The sequence below is a fragment of the Streptomyces sp. NPDC037083 genome, from assembly GCF_055606485.1.
Map to the genome: position 1 here is coordinate 457,337 of NZ_JBVJSQ010000003.1, position 20,695 is coordinate 478,031.

Here is a 20,695-nt window from a genome sequence, read left to right on the forward strand (position 1 = left end):
AGGGGCCCGTCGCACCGCGCCGGGCCCCTGTTTCGTGCGGTCCTTCGCGGGCGACCCCGAACGGGTGCTCCCGCCCCCATGACCTCGCCCCGGCGCCGGACGGCGCGGTATACGTCGCTCCGATCGCGCGCGACGATGGGAGACCCATGGAGCACACGCCGTCCACGCAGCACACGCCGTCCATGCACGAGAAGCCGTCCACGCAGTTCCACGACTACGACTACGACCTCGGCGACCACGGCCGGCCCGTGACCACCGGTTCCCCCGAGGCCCAGCTGTGGTTCGACCGCGGACTCGTCTGGTCGTACGCCTTCCACCACGAGGAGGCCGTCGCCTGCTTCGAAGCGGCCGTCCGCGCGGACCCCGACTGCGCGATGGCGCACTGGGGCATCGCCTACGCGCTCGGCCCCAACTACAACAAACCGTGGGAGTTCTTCGACGACCGGGACCTGGCGCGCACCGTCGCCCGCACCCACGCCGCCGTCGAGCTCGCCCATCGGAAGGCCGCCGCCGCCACCCCCGTCGAACGCGCCCTGATCGGAGCGCTGCGCGCCCGCTACCCGCAGACGCGCCCCACCGAGGACTGCTCGGTGTGGAACGAGCCCTACGCCGACGCCATGCGGGCCGTCCACGAGCTGGCCCCCGAGGACCTCGACGTCGCCGCCCTGTACGCCGACGCCCTGATGAACCTCACCCCCTGGCAGCTGTGGGACGGGCGCACGGGCGAGCCCGCCGAGGGCGCCCGCACCCGGGAGGCCAAGGCGGTGCTCGAGCGGGCTCTGGCCGACCCGGCCGCCGCCGCGCATCCAGGCGTCCTGCACTTCTACATCCACCTCATGGAGATGTCCCCCACCCCCGAGGCCGCCCTCCGGGTCGCCGACCGGCTGCGCGGACTGGTGCCCGACGCCGGACACCTCCAGCACATGCCCTCGCACCTGGACGTGCTGTGCGGCGACTACCGCCGGGTGGTCACGGACAACACCGCCGCCATCGCCGCCGACGAGAAGTACCGGGCCCGCTCGGGGGCGATGAACTTCTACACGCTCTACCGGTCGCACGACTACCACTTCAAGATCTACGGAGCGATGTTCCTCGGCCGCTTCGACACCGCCCTGGAGACCGTGGACCGGCTGGAGGCCTCCATCCCGGAGGAACTGCTCCGCGTGCAGAGCCCGCCCATGGCCGACTGGCTGGAGGGGTTCCTCACCATGCGGTTCCACGTGCTGATCCGCTTCGGCCGCTGGCAGGACATCCTCGACGTGCCGCCGCCCGCCGACCCGGTCCTGTACAGCGTGAGCACGGCGATGCGCCACTACGCCCGCGGGGTCGCCCTCTCCGCCACCGGCCGCGTCCCCGAGGCCGAGGACGAGCGCGCCCTGTTCCACGCGGCGGCCGACCGCGTGCCCGAGACCCGGATGCTGTTCAACAACACCTGCCGGGACATCCTCGCGATCGCCTCCGCGATGCTCGACGGCGAACTGGAGTACCGCAAGGGCGATCACGACCTCGCGTTCGCGGCCCTGGAGCGGTCCGTCGCGCTGGACGACGCCCTCCCGTACGACGAGCCCTGGGGCTGGATGCAGCCCACCCGTCACGCGTACGGAGCCCTGCTCCTCGAGCAGGGCCGGGTCGCGGAGGCCGAGGCGGTCTACCGGGCCGACCTCGGACTCGACGACACGCTGCCACGCCCCTCCCAGCACCCCGGGAACGTCTGGTCCCTGCACGGCCTCCACGAGTGCCTGGTCCTGCTGGGCAAGGAGGCGGAGGCGCGGATCGTGGCCCATCAGCTGAAGTTCGCCGCCGCCCTGGCCGACGTACCCGTCCGGGCGTCCTGCTTCTGCCGTCTCGACACCGCCGACGGCACGAGCGCCGCCCCCGTGAACGCCGGCGACACGGGCGCCCACGGCGGGACCGAGGTCACGCCCGGCTGCTGCGCCATGGACAATTGATCGAGATCGTCGGCGCTGTCGGCGGACAAGAGGGGGCCTCTCGGAGCATGGCGGGCGCACGGTGAACGAGACACGTAGAACGAAATGGGCGCTGCCGCACATCGGCCCGGCCCAGCTGGACGCCGTCGCCCGCGCACGGGGCTGGGCCCGGCTCGCGCTGCTGCTGGTGTTCGGCTGTGTGGCGGTGGTGATGGCGGGCGTGGGATCCGGCGGCTGGCTGATCCTGCTCGCCGGATTCGCGCTCCTCGCGCTGGCCGGGGCCGGCGTGTGGTGGATGCTGGCGCACCGGGGCGGAGCCCGGCTGCTCGGCGGTCTGCTGGCCCTCTCCGCGCCCGTGGGCGTCCTGGTCCTGTACGCCCTGTCCGGGCTGTGGCCGGTGGCGGCGGGCGCGCTCGCGCTGTGGGCGGGGGCTCTGGCCTCGGCCCGCGCCTCGTTGCGCAGTGTGCGCCGCCCCAAGGGCACGCACGGGCGCAGGACCCCGCCGCCCCGCCGACCGGTTCTGATCATGAACGTCCGCTCGGGCGGCGGCAAGGTCGTCAAGCACGGGCTCGTCGAGCGCGCCGAGGCGCTCGGCGCCCGGGTGGTCGTGCTCGGCGCCGACGACGCCTACACCGACCCGGCCGAGGAAGCCCGGCGGGCCGTCGCCGAGGGCGCGGACCTGCTCGGCGTCGCCGGCGGCGACGGCACCCAGGCGCTGGTCGCGGCCGTGGCCGCCGAACACGACGTGCCCTTCCTGGTCGTCGCCGCCGGCACCCGCAACCACTTCGCGATGGACCTCGGCCTCGACCGCACCGATCCCGTGCGCAGCCTCGACGCCCTCATCAGCGGCGTCGAACTGCGCGTGGACCTCGGCGACGTCAGCGGACGCGCCTTCGTCAACACCGTCTCCTTCGGGGCGTACGCGGAGATAGTGCAGAGCCCCGACTACCGGGACGCCAAGGCCGCGACCGCCCTCGACCACCTGCCCGACCTGCTGCAGGGCGACACCGGCCCGACGCTGGACGTCCGCACGGACGACACCCATGTGCACGCGCCGCAGGCCCTCCTGGTCAGCAACAACGCCTACGCCCGCGCCGACCCGCTCGGCGGCGGCCGCCGGCCCCGGCTGGACACCGGGCTGCTCGGGGTGATCGGCGTCAGGGTGGAGGGCGCCGCCCAGGCCGCCGAGCTCGCCCTGCTCGGGGAGCGCGCGGGCAGCATCACCTCGGTGACCTCCCGGCGCGTCGTCGTCGAGGCGGACCGGGAGCGCATCGCGGTGGCCGTGGACGGCGAGGCGCTCGAACTGGCCACTCCCGTCGTCTGCACGGTAAGGCCCGCCGCGCTGCGGGTCCGGGTGCCCCGGCACCGCCCCGGCGCGGCCTACGCGCCCCCCACGGTCGACTGGCGGCGCGTCTTCCGCCTCGCGCTCGGCCATCCCGACCCCCACACGATCAAGGAGGCCTACGATGTCTGACGGCAGCCCGAAGCTGTCCACCCTGCACCTGGTCAGCGACCTCGCCACCCTGGACCAGGCCCTGTACGAGGCGGTCACTGTGACCAGGACGCCCACTTTGGACACCGCGCTGCGCCGGCTGTCGGCCGCCGCCGACCACTCCAAGCTCTCCTTCGCGGTCGCGGCCGCACTCGCCCTGCGCGGCGGCCGTTCGCGGCGCGCCGCCGCCCTGGGAGTGGCGGCCATCGGCGTCGCCTCGGCGAGCGCCAACCTGCTCGGGAAGAAGCTCGTACGCCGTCCGCGTCCGCACCGCGCCGAGGACTCGCCGTTCCCGGGCAGGCATGTGCCGATGCCGCAGTCCGCCTCGTTCCCGTCCGGGCACACCGCCTCGGCGGTCGCCTTCGCGGCCGCCGTCGGCCCGGCCCTGCCGGTCGCCGCCGTCCCGCTGGGCCTGCTGGCCTGCGCGGTGGGGTATTCGCGGGTGCACACCGGCGTGCACTACCCGGGCGACGTCGTGGCCGGCGCGTTGCTGGGCACGGGTTCGGCGGCGCTGGTGCTGGCGCTCGCCGCCCGCAACCAGGGCTGAGAGCCCCTAGCGTCCGGCGCAGTGGAGGAAGAGGTGCGGCTCGGGCACGGCCTCGGGATGGTCGGGGGTGAACAGCACGTTCTCCTCGGCCAGCACGGTCAGGCCGGCCCCGGTGGCCAGGTCGACGAGGTCGTCGCGGGCGAAGCTGGTCACCCGCACGGGTTGCCCCATGAAGACGGCGGCGACGCCCTCGACGTCCACCGGCACGGTGGCCAGCACGAGGCTGCCTCCCGGCCGTAGTGCCCGGGTCAGCCGGCCGACCAGGTCGGCCTGTTGCGCGCGGTCCAGCTGCAGCAGCGAGAAGTACACGCAGACGGCGTCCCACGTGCCCTCTTCCAACGGCAGTTCACGCGCGTCCACGCAGCGGAACTCGGCCTCCGGCACCTGCCGGGCGGCCAGCTCCACCATGACGGGGGAGACGTCGACGCCCAGGACCCGGTGGCCTGCCCGGGCGAGGGTCTCGGCCGTCGGCCGCCCGGTGCCGCTGCCGACGTCCAGCACGCGGCTGCCCGCCGCGAGCCGCCCGAGCAGCCACTCCAGGGACCTGCCGTGCGCCTCCGAGTGCGCGAAGGCCGTCTCGTACGCGGGCCCCAGCGCGTCGAACACCCGCGCCGCGCGCCGCCCGTCGTCGTCCGTCACGCCGGCCTCCCCGCCGTGTGGCTCAACTCAGCCCATCCGTTTTTCACTACCGTAAGTAACATGTTCCAATCCTCCTGACGTGGATCCTACTGGTGAGTAGCCACGCCGCCCCGGTAACCGTCGTTTCGTTCGGAGGACCTCCATGCCCTCTCCCGAGGACGCCCTGCAAGAGTCCCGTGCCGCGTACGAGGAGCATGCGCGCACCTGCCGTCAGTGTCACTTCGACATGTCGCCGTGCGCGGTCTCGAAGCTTCTGCTGCGCGCCTACAACAACGCCAGAAGGGCCCAGGCGCGCGCCAACTCCGCGGTGGGCTGAGGGAGTCGGCGGCGCACCTGGGGGCGGCCGCGGCCGCGACGAGCGCCTGCTCGGCGGCACGTCCGCCCCTCAAACGCCTCGACGGCGCCGGGCACGCCCGGCGCGGCCCGAGCGCGAGCGGTGTGACGCCGTGCAAGGAGTACGAGGCCTGCGAGGACTACGGCGTCCCGCTCGCGCTCGTCGTCATGCGGGTGTCGGAACGACTGCCGGGGCCCGCTGCCCCGCCCGGGCGCCGTGGCGGGCGTCGTCACAGGATGTCGTGACAGGTCCCACCCGCCTCAGGCGGGTCGAACGGCGCCGCGCAGGGCGCCCTCCCCGAACGGCAGGATCGCCTCCTCGCGGATGTAGGCGCCCGGCCCCGGGGCGTGGATCATCATGCCGTTACCGGTGCACAGTCCGGTGTGGCTGAGGTCGTCGAAGAAGAAGACCAGGTCGCCGGGGCGAAGATCGGCCAGGCTGATCCGGGTGAACGCCTTCGCCTGGTCGATGGCGGTCCGGGGCAGTGTCACGCCGGCGGCCTTCCAGGCGGCCTGGGTCAGGCTGGAGCAGTCGTACGACTCCGGCCCGGTGGCACCCCACACGCACGGTCGGCCCACCTGTGCCCGGGCGAAGGCGAGAGCCTTGTCGGCCTTTCCCAGATACGCCGATCCGGTCGTGCTCGTGGTGACGTCGGTGGGGGCGGCGACCGGCGGGCCGGCGGGGGCCGTCACGCTCGCGGCGACCTGGGTGCCGGAACCGACGGTCACCACGTCCCACGCGGGTACCGTGACGCCGGGTTCGGAGGCCGGGTAGCTCGGGGCGGGCGCCACGACGGGTGCGACGAAGCCGCCGGACTCCAGTGGCGCCGTGAGGAGGAGTTCGGGCGACCCGTAGCCGGACGGTGGTGTGGTCGGCCCGAGTTCCGAGGCCGGGTAGGCGGGTGCGGTGGTGAGGGGTGCGGCGGCGGGCGCCGGGTAGCCGGTCTGGGCTGCGGGCAGGCCGAGGTCGGGCATCAGGATGCCGGACGGCGGTGTCATGGGACCGAGTTCGTCCGTCGGGAGGCCGGACGGCGGTGTCATGGGACCGAGTTCGTCCGTCGGGAGGCCGGACGGCGGTGTCATGAGACCGAGTTCGTCCGTCCGGATGCCGGACGGGGGTGTCGTGAGGCCGAGTTCACCCGTGCTGAGGAGGGCGTCCGCGCCGGTGGGCGAAGCCGTCCCGGCTGCGGGCCGGCCCGCCCAGGCGGCTGTGATCTCCGCACGGAACGCCTGCTGTTCGGCGGTGTCCCAGGGCTGCTGGACCGGCTGCGACTCGGCCGGCCCGGCCTCGGTCGCCGGCAAGGATGCCGTGGCCGGGGCGGCCGCGGGCAGGGCCGGCACGGGCTGGGCGACGGCGCGGGCCAGGATGTCCCGGGCCGCGGTGAGCTTGCGCCCGATCCGCTCCTTGGTGTTCTTGAGCGAGGCCTGCCGGTCCGCGGCAGCGGCGGCGGGCGGAGCGGCGGCAAGGGCGGGGAGGGCGGCAGTGGCGGCGGGCGCGGCGGGGGCCAGCGCCTTGGGCTCCGCGCGGCGGGGCTCGGGGACCGCGGGCAGCGCGGCGACGGCACGTCCGGTGAGCTCCGGCACCTGTCGGGTGGCCGCCTCCAACTCGCGTACCACGGCGCTCTCTGCGGGGCGCGCCGGCGCGCTCGCGGCCGGGGCCGGTCGGGCCGGGGCGGCCGGGCGGCGATCGGCCGGCAGCACAGCGGCGATGGTGGGACCGATCTGGTCACGGGCCATGTCGAACCACTGCTTGGCCACCGCGTCCAGCGAGGGGTCGGACGAACCGCGGCCGCGGCCGCCGGCGGAGGGGACCGTCCTGCGGGAGAGGTTCGACATCGCGCGCGTCGCGTTGTAGGTGCCCGTGTCTGTCTCGGCCCGGTCGTAGAGCGAGCTGACCCGCTGCTGGATCTCCGCCCGACTCGGCTCGTCGCCGCTGCCTGGGGAACGCGGGCTGCGATCGGTCGCCATGGAAGACGTACTCCTTCCGTGCTCCGTCGCCGGTGGGCGGCGGAATCCGGGCGACCCCTGTTGCGGGCGCCTCAAGCCCCCTGCCCTGAAGGGCAGTCGAACGGCTTGGGCGTCAACTTAGCCAACTTGTGTGCCTGACGTGAAGATTGAGGTCTTAAATGTCCGATACGTATTCGTGACCTTCGTCTCTCGTTCGTTACTGCGCCCCGGTATCGGGGTAACGGCTGCGGGTCGCTTCGTCCTGCGCCAGCAGGGAGAGCAGCGCCGCCACGCTCAGTCCTGCCTCGGCGGGATGGCGCAGCACCTTGCCGGGCTCGATCCGGTAGGTGTTGCCGCGCCCCTCCCGGGTGTGGGAGAGGTAGCCGTCCTGTTCCAGCTCGGCGATGATCTTCTGGACGGCCCGCTCGGTGAGCCGGCAGTGTGCGGCGATGTCCCGGATGCGAACGCTGTTGTCGTCCGCGATGGCGGCGAGCACGCGTGCGTGGTTGGTGAGAAACGTCCATCCGTTGTGTGACTCGGGCACCACTTCCATGAGGCAATCCTACGGCCAGGGATTCACGTATTCAAAAGCAGGAACTTCATTTCATGTATTGGTTGACGTGCGACCGGGTGGAGGGAGAGTCTTGATGTGACCAGTGGAGTGACCGGGGAGGCGGTCATGCCGAATCCTGCCCATGACGCGAACACCGGAGGCGTGGAGGTCCGCCGGACGGCGGCCGGGAAGAGCGGCGTCCGCCCTGGTCGGCGAGCCTCCGGCGCCGCGATCGGGGTCCGTCCGGACGGTGACCGGGTCGTCGTCGCGGTGCGGGGGGAACTCGACCTCGACGCGGCCGACCAACTGGAGCACGCCCTGCGCGTGGCCCTCGGCACCGCCGCCGGCGGAGTCGACCTCGAGCTCCACGGCGTCGCGTTCTGCGACTGCTCCGCCCTGAACGTGCTCCTGGGGGTGCGCGAACGCGGCCTGAAGGAGGGGAAGACGGTCACGGTGCGCACAGCCGGTCCGGCGGTGGCACGACTGCTGGACCTGACCGGCACCGGGACGCTGTTCGACGCCCCGCGCCCCGCCGACGGCGACCGCCACGGCGGCGGCGACCACGGCGGCGGGGCGGCCGACCCGGCGAAGGGCGCCCGCAGGCCGGCCGAAGCCCGGCACGGGGGAGCCCCGCACGACCGGGGCGACCTGCACGACCTGCACGACCCGGGCGACCTGCACGACCCGGGCGTCGTGCACGATCTGCGCGTCGAGGTGGTGCAGTTGCGGCGCGCCATGCAGACCCGCCCGGTGATCGACCTCGCCCGCGGCATCCTCATGGCGTCCTTCGGCCTCGGCGCCGAGGAGGCCTGGCGGGTCCTGGTGCTTGCCTCCCAGAACACCAACACCAAGCTGCACCACCTCGCCCGGGACGTGGTGTGCGCCGTCCAGGGCGGCCCGCCGGCGGACGGGGTGCAGGAACAGGTCGCCGCGGCCGTGGCCAGGGTCAGGTCCGAGGCGGCCCCGGTCCCGCCGGACATCGGCGACCGGATCGACGGCTGACGACCCCCGTATCGACGGCTGACGACCCCGGCGGCCGGGGCCCGGCGCCGCGGCCGGGTCCCGCGTCGGGTAGAACTGACCGACATGCGCGTTGACTACGATCCCGGGTCCCTCGGCTCGGGAGCCTTCTACCGGCTGCTGACCGCCGTCGTCGTCCCCCGACCGATCGCCTGGGTGTCGACCCTGGCCGCGGACGGCACCACCGCCAACCTCGCCCCGCACTCGTTCTTCACCGTCGCGTGCACCGACCCGCCGATCGTCCAGTTCACCTCCGTCGGACGCAAGGACTCGCTGCGCAACGCCGAGGCCACCGGCGAGTTCGTGGTCAACCTCGCGCCCGAGCAGCTCTTCGAGCAGATCAACGCGACCGGTGTCGACTTTCCCGCGGACGAGGGCGAGTTCGACGCGGTCGGCATCGAGCGGGAGCCCTCGCTGCGGGTGAAACCACCGCGCGTGGCCGCCTCGCCCGTGGCCCTGGAGTGCAGGCTCCACTCGACTCTGCGCATCGGCAACTCCACGCTGGTCCTCGGCGAGGTGGTGCACGCGGCCGTGCACGAGGACGTCGTCGTCGACGGCCACCCCGACATCCGACGGCTGCGGCCCCTGGCCCGGCTGGGCCGGGACGAGTGGGGCACCGTCGGCGAGGTCCGCGACCTGGCGCGCGTCGCCTACCGTGACTGGCCGCCGTCCTGAGCGCTCCGGTCCTATGCTCGGACCATGACGAGACCGGTGACGAAGTGCGACGGCGTCGAGGGATCATGGCGTTCGCTGTGGTCGAGCGGATCGGCGCTGTCGATCGCCTCGGTCGACTCGTTCCTGTCCGTCGGCTCGGTGGGCAGTTGCCTGTCGGTCGCCTCCGTCGGCAGCTTCCTGTCCGTGGGGTCCGTCGGCTCCGCCGCGTCGCTGGCGTCCGTGGGCTCGTGGCTCAGCGCCGGGTCGGCGCTGTCCGCCTGCTCGACGGGTTCCGTGCTGTCCTGGCGCTCCCGCGGCGGCGTCCGTGTCCTCGCCACCGCGGCGGCCACGATCACCGGGGCGGCGCTGCTGTACACGTGGACGTCGGGCCGCAGCCGTGCCGCGCGGTGACGCGAGCCGCTGACGATCAGACGAGCTCCGCTCCGGAGCGCATGCCGCCCGCCCCGGCGCCCAGCCGCCCGGCCGGGACCGGACCGTTCCGCGTCCCGCGCCACTCGCGCGGGGAGAGCCCGTACGCGGCCCGGAAGACCCGGCTGAAGTGGGCCGGGTTGGCGAAGCCCCACCGCTGGGCCACCGCGGACACGGTGGGGACCGTGGCGTCGGACCGGGCCAGCTCCCGGGCGCACCGCTCCAGGCGGCGCTGCTGGATCAGCCGGGCGACCGTGACGCCCTCGCCCTCGAACAGCCGGTGCAGATAGCGCACCGAGATGTGGTGCGCAGCCGCCACGGACTGCGGGCAGAGGTCCGGGTCGCCGAGGTGCCGGTCTATGTGGTCGCGCACGCGCAGCACGAGGTGGTCCACCGGGTCGGCGGCCGGCGCCGGGACGCGCCGGGTCCGCTCGTCGACCAGCGTGACGAAGAGGTCGACGACGCCCGAGGCCAGCCTGGCGGCGACGGCCGGGGCGCAGGGGGGTACCGAGGCGGTCAACGAGGTCAGGAAATTCACCAGCAGGGCGCCGAGCCCTTCCCCTCCGGCGATCGCGGTCCCGGTCACCCGCCGCAGATCCTCCTCGGGCAGGCCCACCGCCCGCCGGGGCATGTACACCGTGTGCGCGGTGAAGCGCCCCGGAAAGTCCAGTGAGTACGGCCGTGCCGTGTCGTAGACGACGAGGTCGCCCTCGTCGGCGAAGGCGCGCCGGCCGTCCTGGACCAGCGTCGCCGTGCCCGTCCGCTGGACGCCGACGGCCACGTGGTCCGCGGCCGCGGACGCCTCGGCGATGTGCGCGGCGGTGCGGCTCACCCGGTGCGCGACGGCGTCGATCGTGGAGATCCGCAGACAGCCCAGACGATCGGTGCGGACACGGCCCTCGAACGGGCCGTCGTCCCGCGCCGTGACGGCCATCGGCACCAGCGCTCTGCCCAGCGCGTCCCGCCAGTAGGCGAGCCGCTCCCCGTCGGGAACCGAAGCAGTCGTCAGCACCAGGGCCACCGGGCCCTCCTCTCCAGCCGTGCGAAACCGGCGGAGAGTGTTGGACGGCGGCCCGTTCTCCCCGCCGCCCCCAGCCAAGCAGCGGCCCACGGCGGGAGCCAGGCAGGAAGCAGGCAGAAACGCGGACGGCGGCGAGGTTCGCCGTGTGCCGTGCGCGGTCCGCCGTGCGCCGAGGGAACAGCGCGATGCACTGAGGGACAAGACGCGGGGGCGGACGTCGGCCAAGGATGGGGACACGGCGAGGGGCCTCGCCCGTCGTGGCGCGGGCCCGTCCGCCCCCGGAGCGCGGCGTGCCCGGGGACGGACGGGCGCAGTCAGGGCGCGTCGAGACGGGCGAGGACGCCGTGGGCGTCGACGACGCTCTGGGGATCGGCGTCGAGGCCGAGGGAGAGACAGCGGGCGACGGCCTCGCGGGCCTCGGACAGGCGTCCGGCGGACAGCAGCGCGTTGCCCAGGCTGACGAGCTGGCGGCTCTCCATCGCGGTGTTCGCGCTGCTCCGGGAGATCGCCACGGCGGTGCTCAGGTGGCCGACGGCCTCCGTCCACCGCTGCATCACGACGTGACAGGCGCCCATGGCCGAGTGCAGCTGGCCCCGGGAGAAGTCGGCGATGTGGCGGGGTATCCGGTCACCGGCCCGGTCCAGGAAGCCCAGGGTGTCGCGGTGCGAGGCGAGGGCCTCCTCCAGCCTGCCCGCGTCCTGCAGGACCATGCCGAGCCCGTGCCGGGCCTGCAGACTGCCCGGCAGGTCGCCCATGGCTTCGAACACGGCGGCTGCCCGGTGCAGGTCGGCGGCGGCCGTGACATGGTCGCCGAGCCGGCGCAGGGCCGCGCAGCGGTACATGTGCGCCCAGGCCTGCTGCCGAGGATCGGCGGCGCGCTCCGCGGCGGCGAGGGCCTCGGAGGCGCGGTCGAGGCTGTCGTGCGGTCGGCCCTCGCAGGTGAGCAGCGCCCAGGCGTGGTAGTTGAGATGCGTCGCCTCGAGGACCGGGTCGTCCAGCGCCTGCGCGCTGTGGGCGGCGGACCCGAAGACCTCGGGCCAGTGCCCCCAGAAGATCCACTGGTCGGAGAACCAGTGCAGGGCCTCGGCCACCTCCACCACGGTCGCGTGCTCGCCCGCGGCGAAGGCGGCGCGCAGCGCGGTCAGCCAGTTGACGCCCTCCGCCTGGAGCCATGCCCGCGCCCGGTCCGCGCTCGACAGGTCGACCGTGCCCTGCCAGGTGGGCGGCGGCGGGCCGTGGTCCGGCTCGAACCAGCGGCCGGCCACCACCGTGGTCTCCAGCAGCCAGCGGTACAGCGTCGAACGGGCCAGGTCGGCGTCCCGCGCGTGCTCCTCGGCGTCGAGTCGGCTGCGCGCGTACAGCCGCAGCAGGTCGTGGAGCCGGTAGCGGTCCCCGCTCGCGCCCAGCAGCCCGGCCTCGACCAGTTCCTCCAGCGCGTCCTCGGCGTCGAACAGCGCCTGGCCGGTGAGCTGTGCGGCGCCCGGGGCCCCGGTGTCCGCTCCGGGGACCAGCGCCAGGCGCCGGAACAGGCGGGCGGCCGAGGGGGTCAGCTGACGGTAGGACAGGTCGAAGGCGGCCGCGACGCGTACGTCGCCCGCGGCCAGTGCGTCCAGGCGTCGCTCCTCGACGGCGAGACGGTCCGCGAGTCGACGGACGGTCCAACCGGTGCGGGTGGCGAGCCAGTTGCCGGCCACCCGCAGCGCGAGGGGAAGATGGCCGCAGCGTTCGGCGACGTCGTCGAGGGCGCCCGGATCGGCGGCCGCGCGATCCTCGCCGACGAGGGAGGCCAGGAACTCGGCGGCCTCGGCGGGGTGCAGTTCCCCGAGCGGCAGTCGGTGCACGCTGTCCAGCCCGGTCAGCATGCGACGGCTCGTCACCACCACCATGCTCGCGCCGGCGGCCGGCAGCAGCGGGCGCACCTGGCCCTCGTCCCGGGCGTCGTCCAGGACCAGTAAACAGCGCCGTTCGGCCAGCAGCCGCCGGTACAGCGACGGATGTCCCTGCGGCCCGGCCTGGGCCAGGTCCCGGTCGGAGACGTGGAGCGCCTTCAGCACGCCGAGCAGGAGTTCGGCGGGACCGGGCCGGTCGTCGTGCGTGCCCCGCAGGTCCAGGACCAACTGCCCGTCCGGGAAACGGGCGGCGAGGTCGCGGGCCGCGTGCAGGGCCAGCGTCGTCTTGCCGGCCCCGGGCGCCCCGGACACGGCCACCACCACCGGCTGCGCGGCGGCCTCCTGCTCCGCGAGGGCCGCGAGCCGCGCCAACTCCCGTCCCCGGCCCACGAAGTCGTCGACGCCACGCGGAAACGACCGCACGCCCGCCGGGCTGTAGCCCCCGGTGCGTCCGGCGCGCGCCGCGGTGAGCAGCCGTTCCCGCACCGCGTCGTCCAGGCCCAGACCGTCGGCGAGCGCGGCGACCGTCCGCCGCTGCGGAGCCGACCGCCGGCCCCGCTCCAGGTCCCCGATGCCCCGCACGCTCACGCCCGACGCCTCCGCCAGACCCTCGATGGTCTGCGACGCCGCCAGTCGCAGCTCCCGCAGCAGCGCCCCGAACTCCGCCCGCTCCCCGTCCAACCCGCCCCCTCCACCCGACACGCCCCGCCGTCGCCCCCGAGCATGATCATCGGAATTCTAGAAGAGGCGGACCACTCCGCCCCCGTCCCGACCGGCATCCGGACGGTGGGCCGGCGGCGGGCCGCCGGCACGCGCGCGTCGTCGCGGGTCGTCACCCGGGAGGCAGGGCGGTCACCAGGCGGCGGATCGTGGACACGTCCAACGCCGGGTTGGCGGCGGCATGGTGGGCCAGTTCCTCGTCGTCGAGGAGCCGGGCCAGCCGGGACCCCGGGAGGTTCGGGTGCCGGGCGAAGGCGGCTCGCACGGCGGGGTCCGGATCCCGGGTGAGCCGTTCCACGGTGTGCGGCGCGGTCCCGGGGTCGCGAGCGGCCAGGGCGCGGACGGCCGGGTCGTCGTCGGCGGCGTGGACGGCGAGTCCTTCGCTCGGGAAGCCCGGTCGGGTGAGGAGGCGTTCGCGCTCGACGCCCCTGCACTCGAGAAAGCCGCGCAGCAGCAGGCCGGCCGGGGGGTTCGGGTGGTTCCGGGCCAGCAGGACCCGTACGCCCAGGTCGTCGTCGGCGGCCAGTCGGGACACCAGGTCCGGCGGCAGCGCGTGCTCCCCGGCGGCCCGTCGCCGCAGCAGCGGGTGAGAGGAGAGGGCGTCCCGGCGGACGTCCTCGGGGTCACGCGGCGTCAGGGAACAGTGGTGGAGGAGGCAGTCGTCGTCCTCGGACACCTCGTAGTCGATGGCGGATCTCTCCTCCTCGCTCCACGCCGGGTGGACGGAGACGGCCAGACGCACCCGTGGATCGGGGTCCGCGGCGAGGGCGGCGCGTTCGTCGGGGCCGAGGTCCAGACGCCGGGCGGCCGTCCGGCGCACCGTGGGGTCGGCGTCCCCGACGAGTGCACGGCGTTCGGCGGGCTCCAGGTCCGGTCGGTCGGCGATCTCCCGCCTGACGGAGGGGTCCGGATCGGCGGCCAGGAGGACCACGACGTCGTACGGGAGGCTGGGGTTGCCTGCGATCATCGACCGGTCCTCCGGTCCGGCCGGGGCGGTGAGGACGCCGTCCACGACGGCCCTGCTGAGCGCCTGGTGGAGCAGGACGTCGGTTCGGCCGTGGCAGGAGTGCGGGGGCAGGACGCTCTCCACCCAGGCCGGATCCTCCTCCCGCGCGTTGCGCTCGGCCCTTTCCCTCACCTTCTCGTCGGGGTCGGCCAGCAGGGCGGCGCGTGTCCCGGCGGGGAGGGACCTCCACGAACCGGTCCCCCAGAGACGGACTTCCGCCACCGGGTGCGTCGGCATCGCCCGGCGCAGCCCGGCGGAGATCTGCCGGTGGAAGGAACCGCCGAGGAGTTCGTCCTCGTAGGCGGTGATCATGTGGACGACGGCGTCGTCCGGCAGCGGCGCGGGGTCGGCGGCACCGGTCGGCCCGGGCCCTTGGGCGAGGTGGGCGCGTACGAACCAGTCCGGGTCCTCCAGCAGCCGCGCCCGCTGGTGCGGGTCGACATGGGGATTGCGGGCGAAGAAGCTGCGGGTGTGGGCGTCGGGGTGCTCGATCACGGCGTCCACGACGGCGTCGGGAAGGACCCGGTCGCGGCACAGCACCATCCGCACCGCGAGCGGAGCGTCCGCCAGCAGCCGTTGCAGGACGTCCACCGGCGTGGCCGGGTTGAGCGCGAGTCCGGCGAGGCGTCGGGTCGGCAGATCGGCGTCGGCCCAGATCCCTTCGGGCGTGCGCATGTGCGGGTCCCCCCCCGTGCAATGCCGTGGGCCCCCTGCGGTGGCAGGGGGCCCACGGCGCTGACCGTCCGGCACGAGCACGAGCACGCGCCGGCTCGGTTCTCTAGCGGTGCCGCAGTCCGACCGTGACGACGCCGGCGACCTTCGTCATGACGCCGCTGTCGTGCACGACCTGTCCGCCGGCAGTCTTCCAGATCCTGATGTGGAAGGTGTCCGGGCCGTCCGTGGCGGTGACGCGGAAGCTGTAGCCGCTCCTGCCGTTGACGGTGCCGGAGCCCTGGAGGACCGCCCGGGAGCCGGACACGACGAGCCAGTCGAGGCGGCCGGACCGGAACTTCAGGGGAGCCGGCTTCTTCAGGTCGAAGGTGACCACGCCGGCCGGGGCCGTGCCACCGGGCAGATATCCGGCCGACAGGGAGAAGACCGGCTTGCCCCGGGTGGCGAGGACACCCGCGCCCGTCACCGGCCCGGCCGCCCGGTCGTACACGATCGCTTCGGGCAGCCTGGTGACGGCCGTGGCACCGTCGTCGTCCTTGACGGTGATCTCCGGGCGGTAGATGCCCGCCGCGGTGTACACGTGCTCGGCGCGGCAGCCGGACGCGGTGACCGTTCCGGCGGCCGGCTTGCCGCCGTCCTTCCAGTCGACGGAGCAGGTGTGGGTGTCGGAGGCGCCCGGGTCGGTGAAGCGGGCGGTGACGACCGCCCGCCGGCCGACCGGCGCCGGGGAGGACGGACCGGTGGCGGAGGTGATCGAGGGCGCCGCGTTGGCCACGGTGACGACGGCCGTGTCGGTGCTGCGGCCGCCGGTCAGGGTGAGGGTGAACGCGCCGTCGTCGGTGCAGGTGACCGTCGTGCGGGCGGCGGCCGGGTCCGCGACCTCGCAGGGCGCGCCCTTCGGCGCCGTCCACTGTGCGCCGCCCGCCCCGGAGAGCGTGCCGTTCAGGGCGATGGCGGAGCCCTCCACGCCCTGGGCGTCCGGTCCGGCGTGCACGACGGTGACCGGGTCGACGCTGGTGAGGGTGGGCACGACCTTCTTGATCAGTCCGTCGGCGTCGAACTCCAGCTTGTCGACGGTGGTCTCGCGGTGGGTGCCGTCACCTCCGGGGATCGCGAAGCGGTGGTAGGCGATGTACCAGTCGTCCGTGCCCGGCACCTGGACGACCGAGTGGTGGCCGGTGCCCAGGATGCCCAGCGAGGCGTCCTTCTCCAGGATCACGCCCCGCTTGGTCCACGGCCCGGCGGGGGAGGGGCCGGTGGCGTAGGCGACGCGGTAGTCGGCGTCGCGGGTGTCGTTCTCCGACCACATGAAGTAGTAGGTGCCCTGCCGCTTGACGACGAACGTGCCCTCGTTGTACCCGCTGGGCGTGATGTCCTTGACCTTCGACGTGTCGATCGAGGTCATGTCGCCGTTGAGCGGGACGACGTACGCCCGGCCGTTGCCGAAGTACAGGTACGACTGGCCGTCGTCGTCGGTGAAGACCGCCGGGTCGATCATCTGGCCGGTGAACTGCCCGGCCTTGAGCAGGGGCTGTCCCAGAGCGTCCTTGAAGGGGCCGGTGGGCGAGTCGGAGACGGCGACGCCGATGTTGGCGTCGGCGCAGAAGTAGAAGTAGTACTTGCCGTTCTTCTCGGCGATCGCCGGCGCCCAGGCCCTGCTGTCCGCCCAGCTCACGTCGGGCCCCAGGTCGAGGATGACGCCGTGGTCGCTCCAGTGCACCAGGTCGGTCGACGAGTACGCCTTGAACTTCGTGCCGCTCCAGCCCTCGAAGCCGTCGGTGGTCGGGTACATGTAGAAGGTGTCGCCGAAGCGGACGATGTTCGGGTCCGCGTTGAGACCGGGCAGCACCGGGCTCTTCATGACCAGCGCGGACACGGTCCAGGTGCGCTTCTTGCCGTCGGAGCCGGTCACCTCGTACGTCACCGGCCTGCTGAAGTCCTGGACGCTGCCGGAGGCGGGGCTGATCGCCGCGCCGTGGGCGAGGGTGAACTCCGGCGCCAGCCGGGTGAGGTCGGTGCCCTCCTTCGTGGGCAGGGTGATGCGGCTGCCGGCGTTGTCGACGAGCGCGTCGACCTTCAGCGAGGGAGCGGTCGCCCGGGCGATGCCCGTCGTGTTGCCGCTGAGCTCCATCACCTCGGCGGCTGTCAGCGCCCGTCCGTAGATCCGGAAGTCGTCGACCTCACCGCCGAAGTACGGGTCGGGGGCGTACATGGAGCGGCCGATGTAGCCGCTGTAGTCCTTGTTGGCGTCGTACAGCTCCGACGGCTCGATGGTGACGCCGCTCGCCCGGGCGGCCTCGACGCCGTCCACGTACAGGACCATCGTGTCCGCGGAGCCGTCCAGGGTGACCGTGACGTGCCGCCACGAGCCGGCGGTGAGCTGCGCGCCGGCCGTCAGCTTCGACTCCGCCGACCAGCTCGCCTTGGTGATCGCCGAGTAGAGCTTCGAGGAGCCGTTGGAGGGGCTGGCGAAGAGATACCTGTCGCTGTCCGGGCCCAGCCCGAACAGCCACTGCCAGTTGCTGCCGCCCTTCCACTTGGCGTACGTCGACACGGTGACGCTGTCGGCGCCCTTCAGCACGCCGTTCGGGATCTTCACGTACGGCGAGTCGCTCCCGCCGGACATGCTGAACGAGCCGCCGTCCACGCCGGTGCCGAAGGCGGGCGTGCGGACGTAGGTGCCGTGGTAGCCGTGGCCGCTGGAGTCACGGGCGATGTTGCCCGACGTCTCGTCGAAGCCGTAGTGCAGGAGCAGGTCGGCGGGCACGTCGGCGCCCTCCGTGGAGACCGTCACCTCGGCCCGCACGGGCAGCGCGGCGCCGTCCGGCAGACGGCCCGTCACGGTGAACGTCCCGGTCTGCGCGTACGCCGAGGCGGGGACGTCGTCCCAGTTCACGGCCACAGGACGGTTCACCCCGTCGGCGTACGCGGCGATCACGGTGGCGGGCAGCACCGGGGCCTGGCCGACCCGCGTCTTCACCGGCACGTCCTCGACGGCCGTGACGAGCTGGTCCGGCTGGTAGGCCCGCAGCAGGCGGTCGTACTCGGCCTGGGTGACCGGCAGGACCGTGCCGTGCCGTGGCTTGGACGGCAGGTCGTAGCCGGTGGACGGGGTCCAGACGCCGGAGGCGAGGTCCTTCGTCTCGAACGGGATGTAGCCGCGGCCGCCGAACTCGTCGAGGAACGCGTACCACTTCTCCTCGGTGTTGGACTTGAACACCAGCGGCCCCTCGGCCGCGTTCATCGCGCCCTTGCCGATGCCCTCGGCGACCGCGTTCCAGGACAGGTTCAGCAGCGAGTCGCTCTTCTCCTCGAAGATGAACTTGCTGTTGGGCGTGGAGGAGGAGTTGTTGCGCTCGTCCTTCGACAGCCGGAAGTAGGTTCCGTCGTGCTGGATCACCGTGGAGTCGATGACGGAGTAGCCGCGGTCGATCCAGACCCTGGGCTCGCTGAAGGTGTAGAAGTCGCGGGTGGTGGCGTACATCATCCGGTTGTAGGTGTCGCCGGAGTGCGAGGCGTTGTCGTACAGCTTCGACGCCCAGAAGACGACGTACTCGCCGAGCCCGGAGTCGTAGTACGCCTCCGGCGCCCAGGTGTTGCCGGCGCTGTCCGGGGAGACCTTCACCAGGCGCTGGTTCGTCCAGTGGACCAGGTCGGTGGACTCCCAGACCATGACGGACTTGCTGCCGGTGCGCTGGGCGGCGTCCCAGTCGCCGTTGCCGTAGATCCTCAGGTCGGTGGCGATCTGGTAGAACTTGTCGCCCTCGGGGGAGCGGATGATGAACGGGTCGCGCAGGCCCTTCTCGCCGAGCGTGGACGTCAGGACGGGCTTGCCGTCGTTCAGCTCCCGCCACTTCAGCGGGTCGTCGCCCTTGCTGAGCGCGGCGTAGAGCTGCTCGCCGTCCGCGGTGCCCTCACCGGTGAAGTAGCTGAACATGTAGCCCTTGAGGGCTTCCTTCACGGGGAGTTCGGGGACCTCGGCGGTGAAGGTGCGGGTCGCCGTGGCGTCGCCCTTGGCGACGGTCGCGGTCAGTTCGACGGTGGTGGCGCCGGCGCCGTGGGCGGGTCGGTGGACCACGCCCTCGGCGGAGACGACGTCCGGTCGCGCCGACGACCAGGTGACGGTCGTGTCGTAGGCCCCGGTGGCCGGAAGGGTGAGGTTGCCGCGCACGTCGTCCAGGTTGTGGACGGTCAGCCCCTCGGCGGCCTGCCGGGCGGCGGTGCGGTCGTCGAAGGCGGCGAGGACCGTCACGTCGAAGCTCCTGCTCGCGGTGACGGTCCCCTTCTTCAGGGTCGCGGTGAGGGTGGCGTGGCCGTCGGGCTCACCGGCCGCGGGGCGGGTCACCTTGCCGGTGTCCGAGACCAGGGAGGTGTTGTCGCTGGCCCAGCTGATGGTGGAACCGCCGGCCGTGCCCGTCCCGGGCAGGGTCAGGTCGCCGGTGACGGCACTGGTGTCGCCGAGGGTGAGTGCGGCCTTGTCGTCCGCGACGCCCTGCGTGGCCACGGGCAGTGCGAGCTGCTCGACCTCGCCGGCGTTCAGGGCGCGGTCGTACACGCGGAAGTCGCGCATGCTGCCCTTGAACAGCCGGTCGCCGGTGTAGACCGACTTGCCGATGGCGTTGGCGGTGGTCGTGCCCGAGCCGATCGCGCCGGGGGTGATGGTCACCGAGGTGTTGCGGGCGACTTCGACGCCGTCCTCGTACAGGACGCCGGTGGTGCCGGTCTGGGTGTAGGTGACGTGCTTCCAGACGGCGCGGGTCAGATTGCGGCCGTCGGCGGGCTTGGTGTTCTGCTCGGTCGACCAGTTGCCGGTGGCGACGGAGGTGCGGAAGGAGTTGCCCGTGGTGAACAGGTAGCCGTTGCCGGTGCCTGCGCTGGTGTTGCCGAAGCCGTACAGGAAGTACGGGGTGGCCTGGCCGGCGTCGATCTTCACGTCCATCGCCACGCTGATCGACGTCATGCCCTTCATCACGTCGTTCGGGACCTTGACGTAGGTGTCCGAGCCGTTGAAGGAGAGTCCCTGACCGGACGACGACCAGTCGGCGGTGCCGTTGACGGTGCCGTTCAGGCCGTGGCCGGAGGCATCGGGGACCGTCGTGCCGGAGGCGCCGTCGAGCTTGTACCAGAGCGCCAGACCGTCGGTGACGTCGGCGGCCTCGGTGGCCTGGACGGGAGTCGCCGCCCCGACGAGGCCCACGAGCAGCGACACGGCGGTCAGTGCGGCCAGTCGTCCCGCCCCGTGACTCGCGCGGCCTCGGAGTCGATGTCTGTGCGCCATGGGGGACCGCCGTTTCAGCCGTGTGACGTGATGTTGCAGGAGTGTCAAACGGTGTACATGGCCGCGTCAATACTTTTCGAACGATGTCCGGCAGGTCGAACGGGTGGGGATGTCGGCCAAAGGGTCTCGCCCGGCGCGGAGTTGTGACCCCGGTCGGGCGGTGGGCGCCGACCGCCGGCGCGGCACGGCCGTCGGGGCGCGCCGACGCCCGTCCGCCGGATCAAGGCCGCCGAGGGGAGGTCGGCTCAACAGCGTGCCCGGGCAGGGCTGTTCGGCCGGTGCGATCAGGCGGCGAAGCCGGGGACGCCTGAGGTGCCGGTGACGACCTGCGGGCCGTGCGGACGGCGCATCAGAAACGTCCAGGTCAAGGGCGTCCGCGACGGCCTCACCCGCGGGGCCGCCGGCAGCCTCCGGACCCGCCTTCCGGCCGCCGTCGCCCGGTGGTGGCCGGCCCCTACGGGTACCCGGCGGTCCGATCGAGCGACACACTTCGGTGAGTGGCCCTCCTCACATGGCCATACGGGGTCCTCCCCGACACGATGGTCCTCGTCACCGCCAGGCTGAAGG

14 protein-coding genes are annotated in these 20,695 nt (G+C 73.2%); 7 read left to right on the forward strand and 7 right to left on the reverse strand.

What is annotated here, in order from left to right; genetic code table 11:
• Positions 1-182: 182 nt before the first annotated feature.
• The 3 genes from ACZ7DE_RS10640 to ACZ7DE_RS10650 all read left to right on the forward strand — a co-directional run bounded on the left by ACZ7DE_RS10640 (position 183) and on the right by ACZ7DE_RS10650 (position 3,967).
• A complete protein-coding gene (locus tag ACZ7DE_RS10640; RefSeq protein ID WP_470760086.1) occupies positions 183-1,949 on the forward strand; it encodes a tetratricopeptide repeat protein in 1,767 nt (588 codons plus the stop codon).
• Between the two features lie 61 nt (positions 1,950-2,010).
• Complete coding sequence (locus tag ACZ7DE_RS10645; protein ID WP_470759482.1) at positions 2,011-3,402, forward strand: diacylglycerol/lipid kinase family protein; 1,392 nt, start codon at positions 2,011-2,013, stop codon at positions 3,400-3,402.
• Positions 3,395-3,967, forward strand: coding sequence for a phosphatase PAP2 family protein (locus ACZ7DE_RS10650; protein WP_470759484.1), 573 nt, complete (start codon positions 3,395-3,397; stop codon positions 3,965-3,967). The genes ACZ7DE_RS10645 and ACZ7DE_RS10650 overlap by 8 nt, the downstream gene beginning before the upstream one ends.
• Positions 3,968-3,973: 6 nt before the next feature.
• On the opposite strand, the gene ACZ7DE_RS10655 is transcribed toward ACZ7DE_RS10650, so the two are convergent.
• Complete coding sequence (locus ACZ7DE_RS10655) at positions 3,974-4,606, reverse strand: class I SAM-dependent methyltransferase (RefSeq protein WP_470759486.1); 633 nt, start codon at positions 4,604-4,606, stop codon at positions 3,974-3,976.
• 142 nt (positions 4,607-4,748) lie between these two features.
• On the opposite strand from ACZ7DE_RS10655, the gene ACZ7DE_RS10660 reads away from it, so the two are divergent.
• Positions 4,749-4,922: a hypothetical protein gene (locus ACZ7DE_RS10660; protein WP_470759488.1), complete on the forward strand. Its 174-nt coding sequence runs from the start codon at positions 4,749-4,751 to the stop codon at positions 4,920-4,922.
• A 278-nt stretch (positions 4,923-5,200) separates the two neighbouring features.
• Here the strand turns inward: ACZ7DE_RS10660 and ACZ7DE_RS10665 are convergent, their stop codons facing one another.
• A complete protein-coding gene (locus ACZ7DE_RS10665) occupies positions 5,201-6,907 on the reverse strand; it encodes a C40 family peptidase (RefSeq protein ID WP_470759490.1) in 1,707 nt (568 codons plus the stop codon).
• 196 nt (positions 6,908-7,103) lie between these two features.
• Positions 7,104-7,439: a helix-turn-helix transcriptional regulator gene (locus ACZ7DE_RS10670; protein WP_470759492.1), complete on the reverse strand. Its 336-nt coding sequence runs from the start codon at positions 7,437-7,439 to the stop codon at positions 7,104-7,106.
• 126 nt (positions 7,440-7,565) lie between these two features.
• Here ACZ7DE_RS10670 and ACZ7DE_RS10675 point away from each other — a divergent pair, with 126 nt between their 5' ends.
• The 3 genes from ACZ7DE_RS10675 to ACZ7DE_RS10685 all read left to right on the forward strand — a co-directional run bounded on the left by ACZ7DE_RS10675 (position 7,566) and on the right by ACZ7DE_RS10685 (position 9,524).
• Positions 7,566-8,441: an ANTAR domain-containing protein gene (locus ACZ7DE_RS10675; RefSeq protein ID WP_470759494.1), complete on the forward strand. Its 876-nt coding sequence runs from the start codon at positions 7,566-7,568 to the stop codon at positions 8,439-8,441.
• Positions 8,442-8,525: 84 nt separating this feature from the next.
• Complete coding sequence (locus ACZ7DE_RS10680; protein ID WP_470759496.1) at positions 8,526-9,134, forward strand: flavin reductase family protein; 609 nt, start codon at positions 8,526-8,528, stop codon at positions 9,132-9,134.
• A gap of 24 nt (positions 9,135-9,158) precedes the next feature.
• Positions 9,159-9,524, forward strand: coding sequence for a hypothetical protein (locus ACZ7DE_RS10685; RefSeq protein ID WP_470759498.1), 366 nt, complete (start codon positions 9,159-9,161; stop codon positions 9,522-9,524).
• Positions 9,525-9,540: 16 nt separating this feature from the next.
• Here ACZ7DE_RS10685 and ACZ7DE_RS10690 read toward each other — a convergent pair whose 3' ends face one another.
• The 4 genes from ACZ7DE_RS10690 to ACZ7DE_RS10705 form a co-directional block, all read right to left on the reverse strand.
• Positions 9,541-10,563 (reverse strand): AraC-like ligand-binding domain-containing protein, encoded by a 1,023-nt coding sequence (locus ACZ7DE_RS10690; RefSeq protein WP_470759500.1) that lies wholly within the window; start codon positions 10,561-10,563, stop codon positions 9,541-9,543.
• A 314-nt stretch (positions 10,564-10,877) separates the two neighbouring features.
• Entirely contained in the window at positions 10,878-13,133 is a 2,256-nt protein-coding gene (locus ACZ7DE_RS10695; RefSeq protein WP_470759502.1) for an ATP-binding protein, read from the reverse strand.
• Between the two features lie 151 nt (positions 13,134-13,284).
• Positions 13,285-14,853: a hypothetical protein gene (locus tag ACZ7DE_RS10700; RefSeq protein WP_470759504.1), complete on the reverse strand. Its 1,569-nt coding sequence runs from the start codon at positions 14,851-14,853 to the stop codon at positions 13,285-13,287.
• A gap of 103 nt (positions 14,854-14,956) precedes the next feature.
• Positions 14,957-20,128, reverse strand: a complete 5,172-nt coding sequence (locus ACZ7DE_RS10705; RefSeq protein ID WP_470759506.1) for a family 43 glycosylhydrolase — start codon at positions 20,126-20,128, stop codon at positions 14,957-14,959.
• Positions 20,129-20,695: the final 567 nt, after the last annotated feature.

Excerpts from the sequence above, each read along its gene's own strand:
- ACZ7DE_RS10650 (WP_470759484.1), top strand. The coding sequence starts at position 3,395 with ATGTCTGACGGCAGCCCGAAGCTGTCCACCCTGCACCTGGTCAGCGAC.
- ACZ7DE_RS10660 (WP_470759488.1), top strand. The coding sequence starts at position 4,749 with ATGCCCTCTCCCGAGGACGCCCTGCAAGAGTCCCGTGCCGCGTACGAG.
- ACZ7DE_RS10670 (WP_470759492.1), bottom strand. The coding sequence starts at position 7,439 with ATGGAAGTGGTGCCCGAGTCACACAACGGATGGACGTTTCTCACCAAC.
- ACZ7DE_RS10675 (WP_470759494.1), top strand. The coding sequence starts at position 7,566 with ATGCCGAATCCTGCCCATGACGCGAACACCGGAGGCGTGGAGGTCCGC.
- ACZ7DE_RS10700 (WP_470759504.1), bottom strand. The coding sequence starts at position 14,853 with ATGCGCACGCCCGAAGGGATCTGGGCCGACGCCGATCTGCCGACCCGA.
- ACZ7DE_RS10685 (WP_470759498.1), top strand. The coding sequence starts at position 9,159 with ATGACGAGACCGGTGACGAAGTGCGACGGCGTCGAGGGATCATGGCGT.
- ACZ7DE_RS10640 (WP_470760086.1), top strand. The coding sequence starts at position 183 with ATGCACGAGAAGCCGTCCACGCAGTTCCACGACTACGACTACGACCTC.
- ACZ7DE_RS10705 (WP_470759506.1), bottom strand. The coding sequence starts at position 20,128 with ATGGCGCACAGACATCGACTCCGAGGCCGCGCGAGTCACGGGGCGGGA.
- ACZ7DE_RS10680 (WP_470759496.1), top strand. The coding sequence starts at position 8,526 with ATGCGCGTTGACTACGATCCCGGGTCCCTCGGCTCGGGAGCCTTCTAC.
- ACZ7DE_RS10665 (WP_470759490.1), bottom strand. The coding sequence starts at position 6,907 with ATGGCGACCGATCGCAGCCCGCGTTCCCCAGGCAGCGGCGACGAGCCG.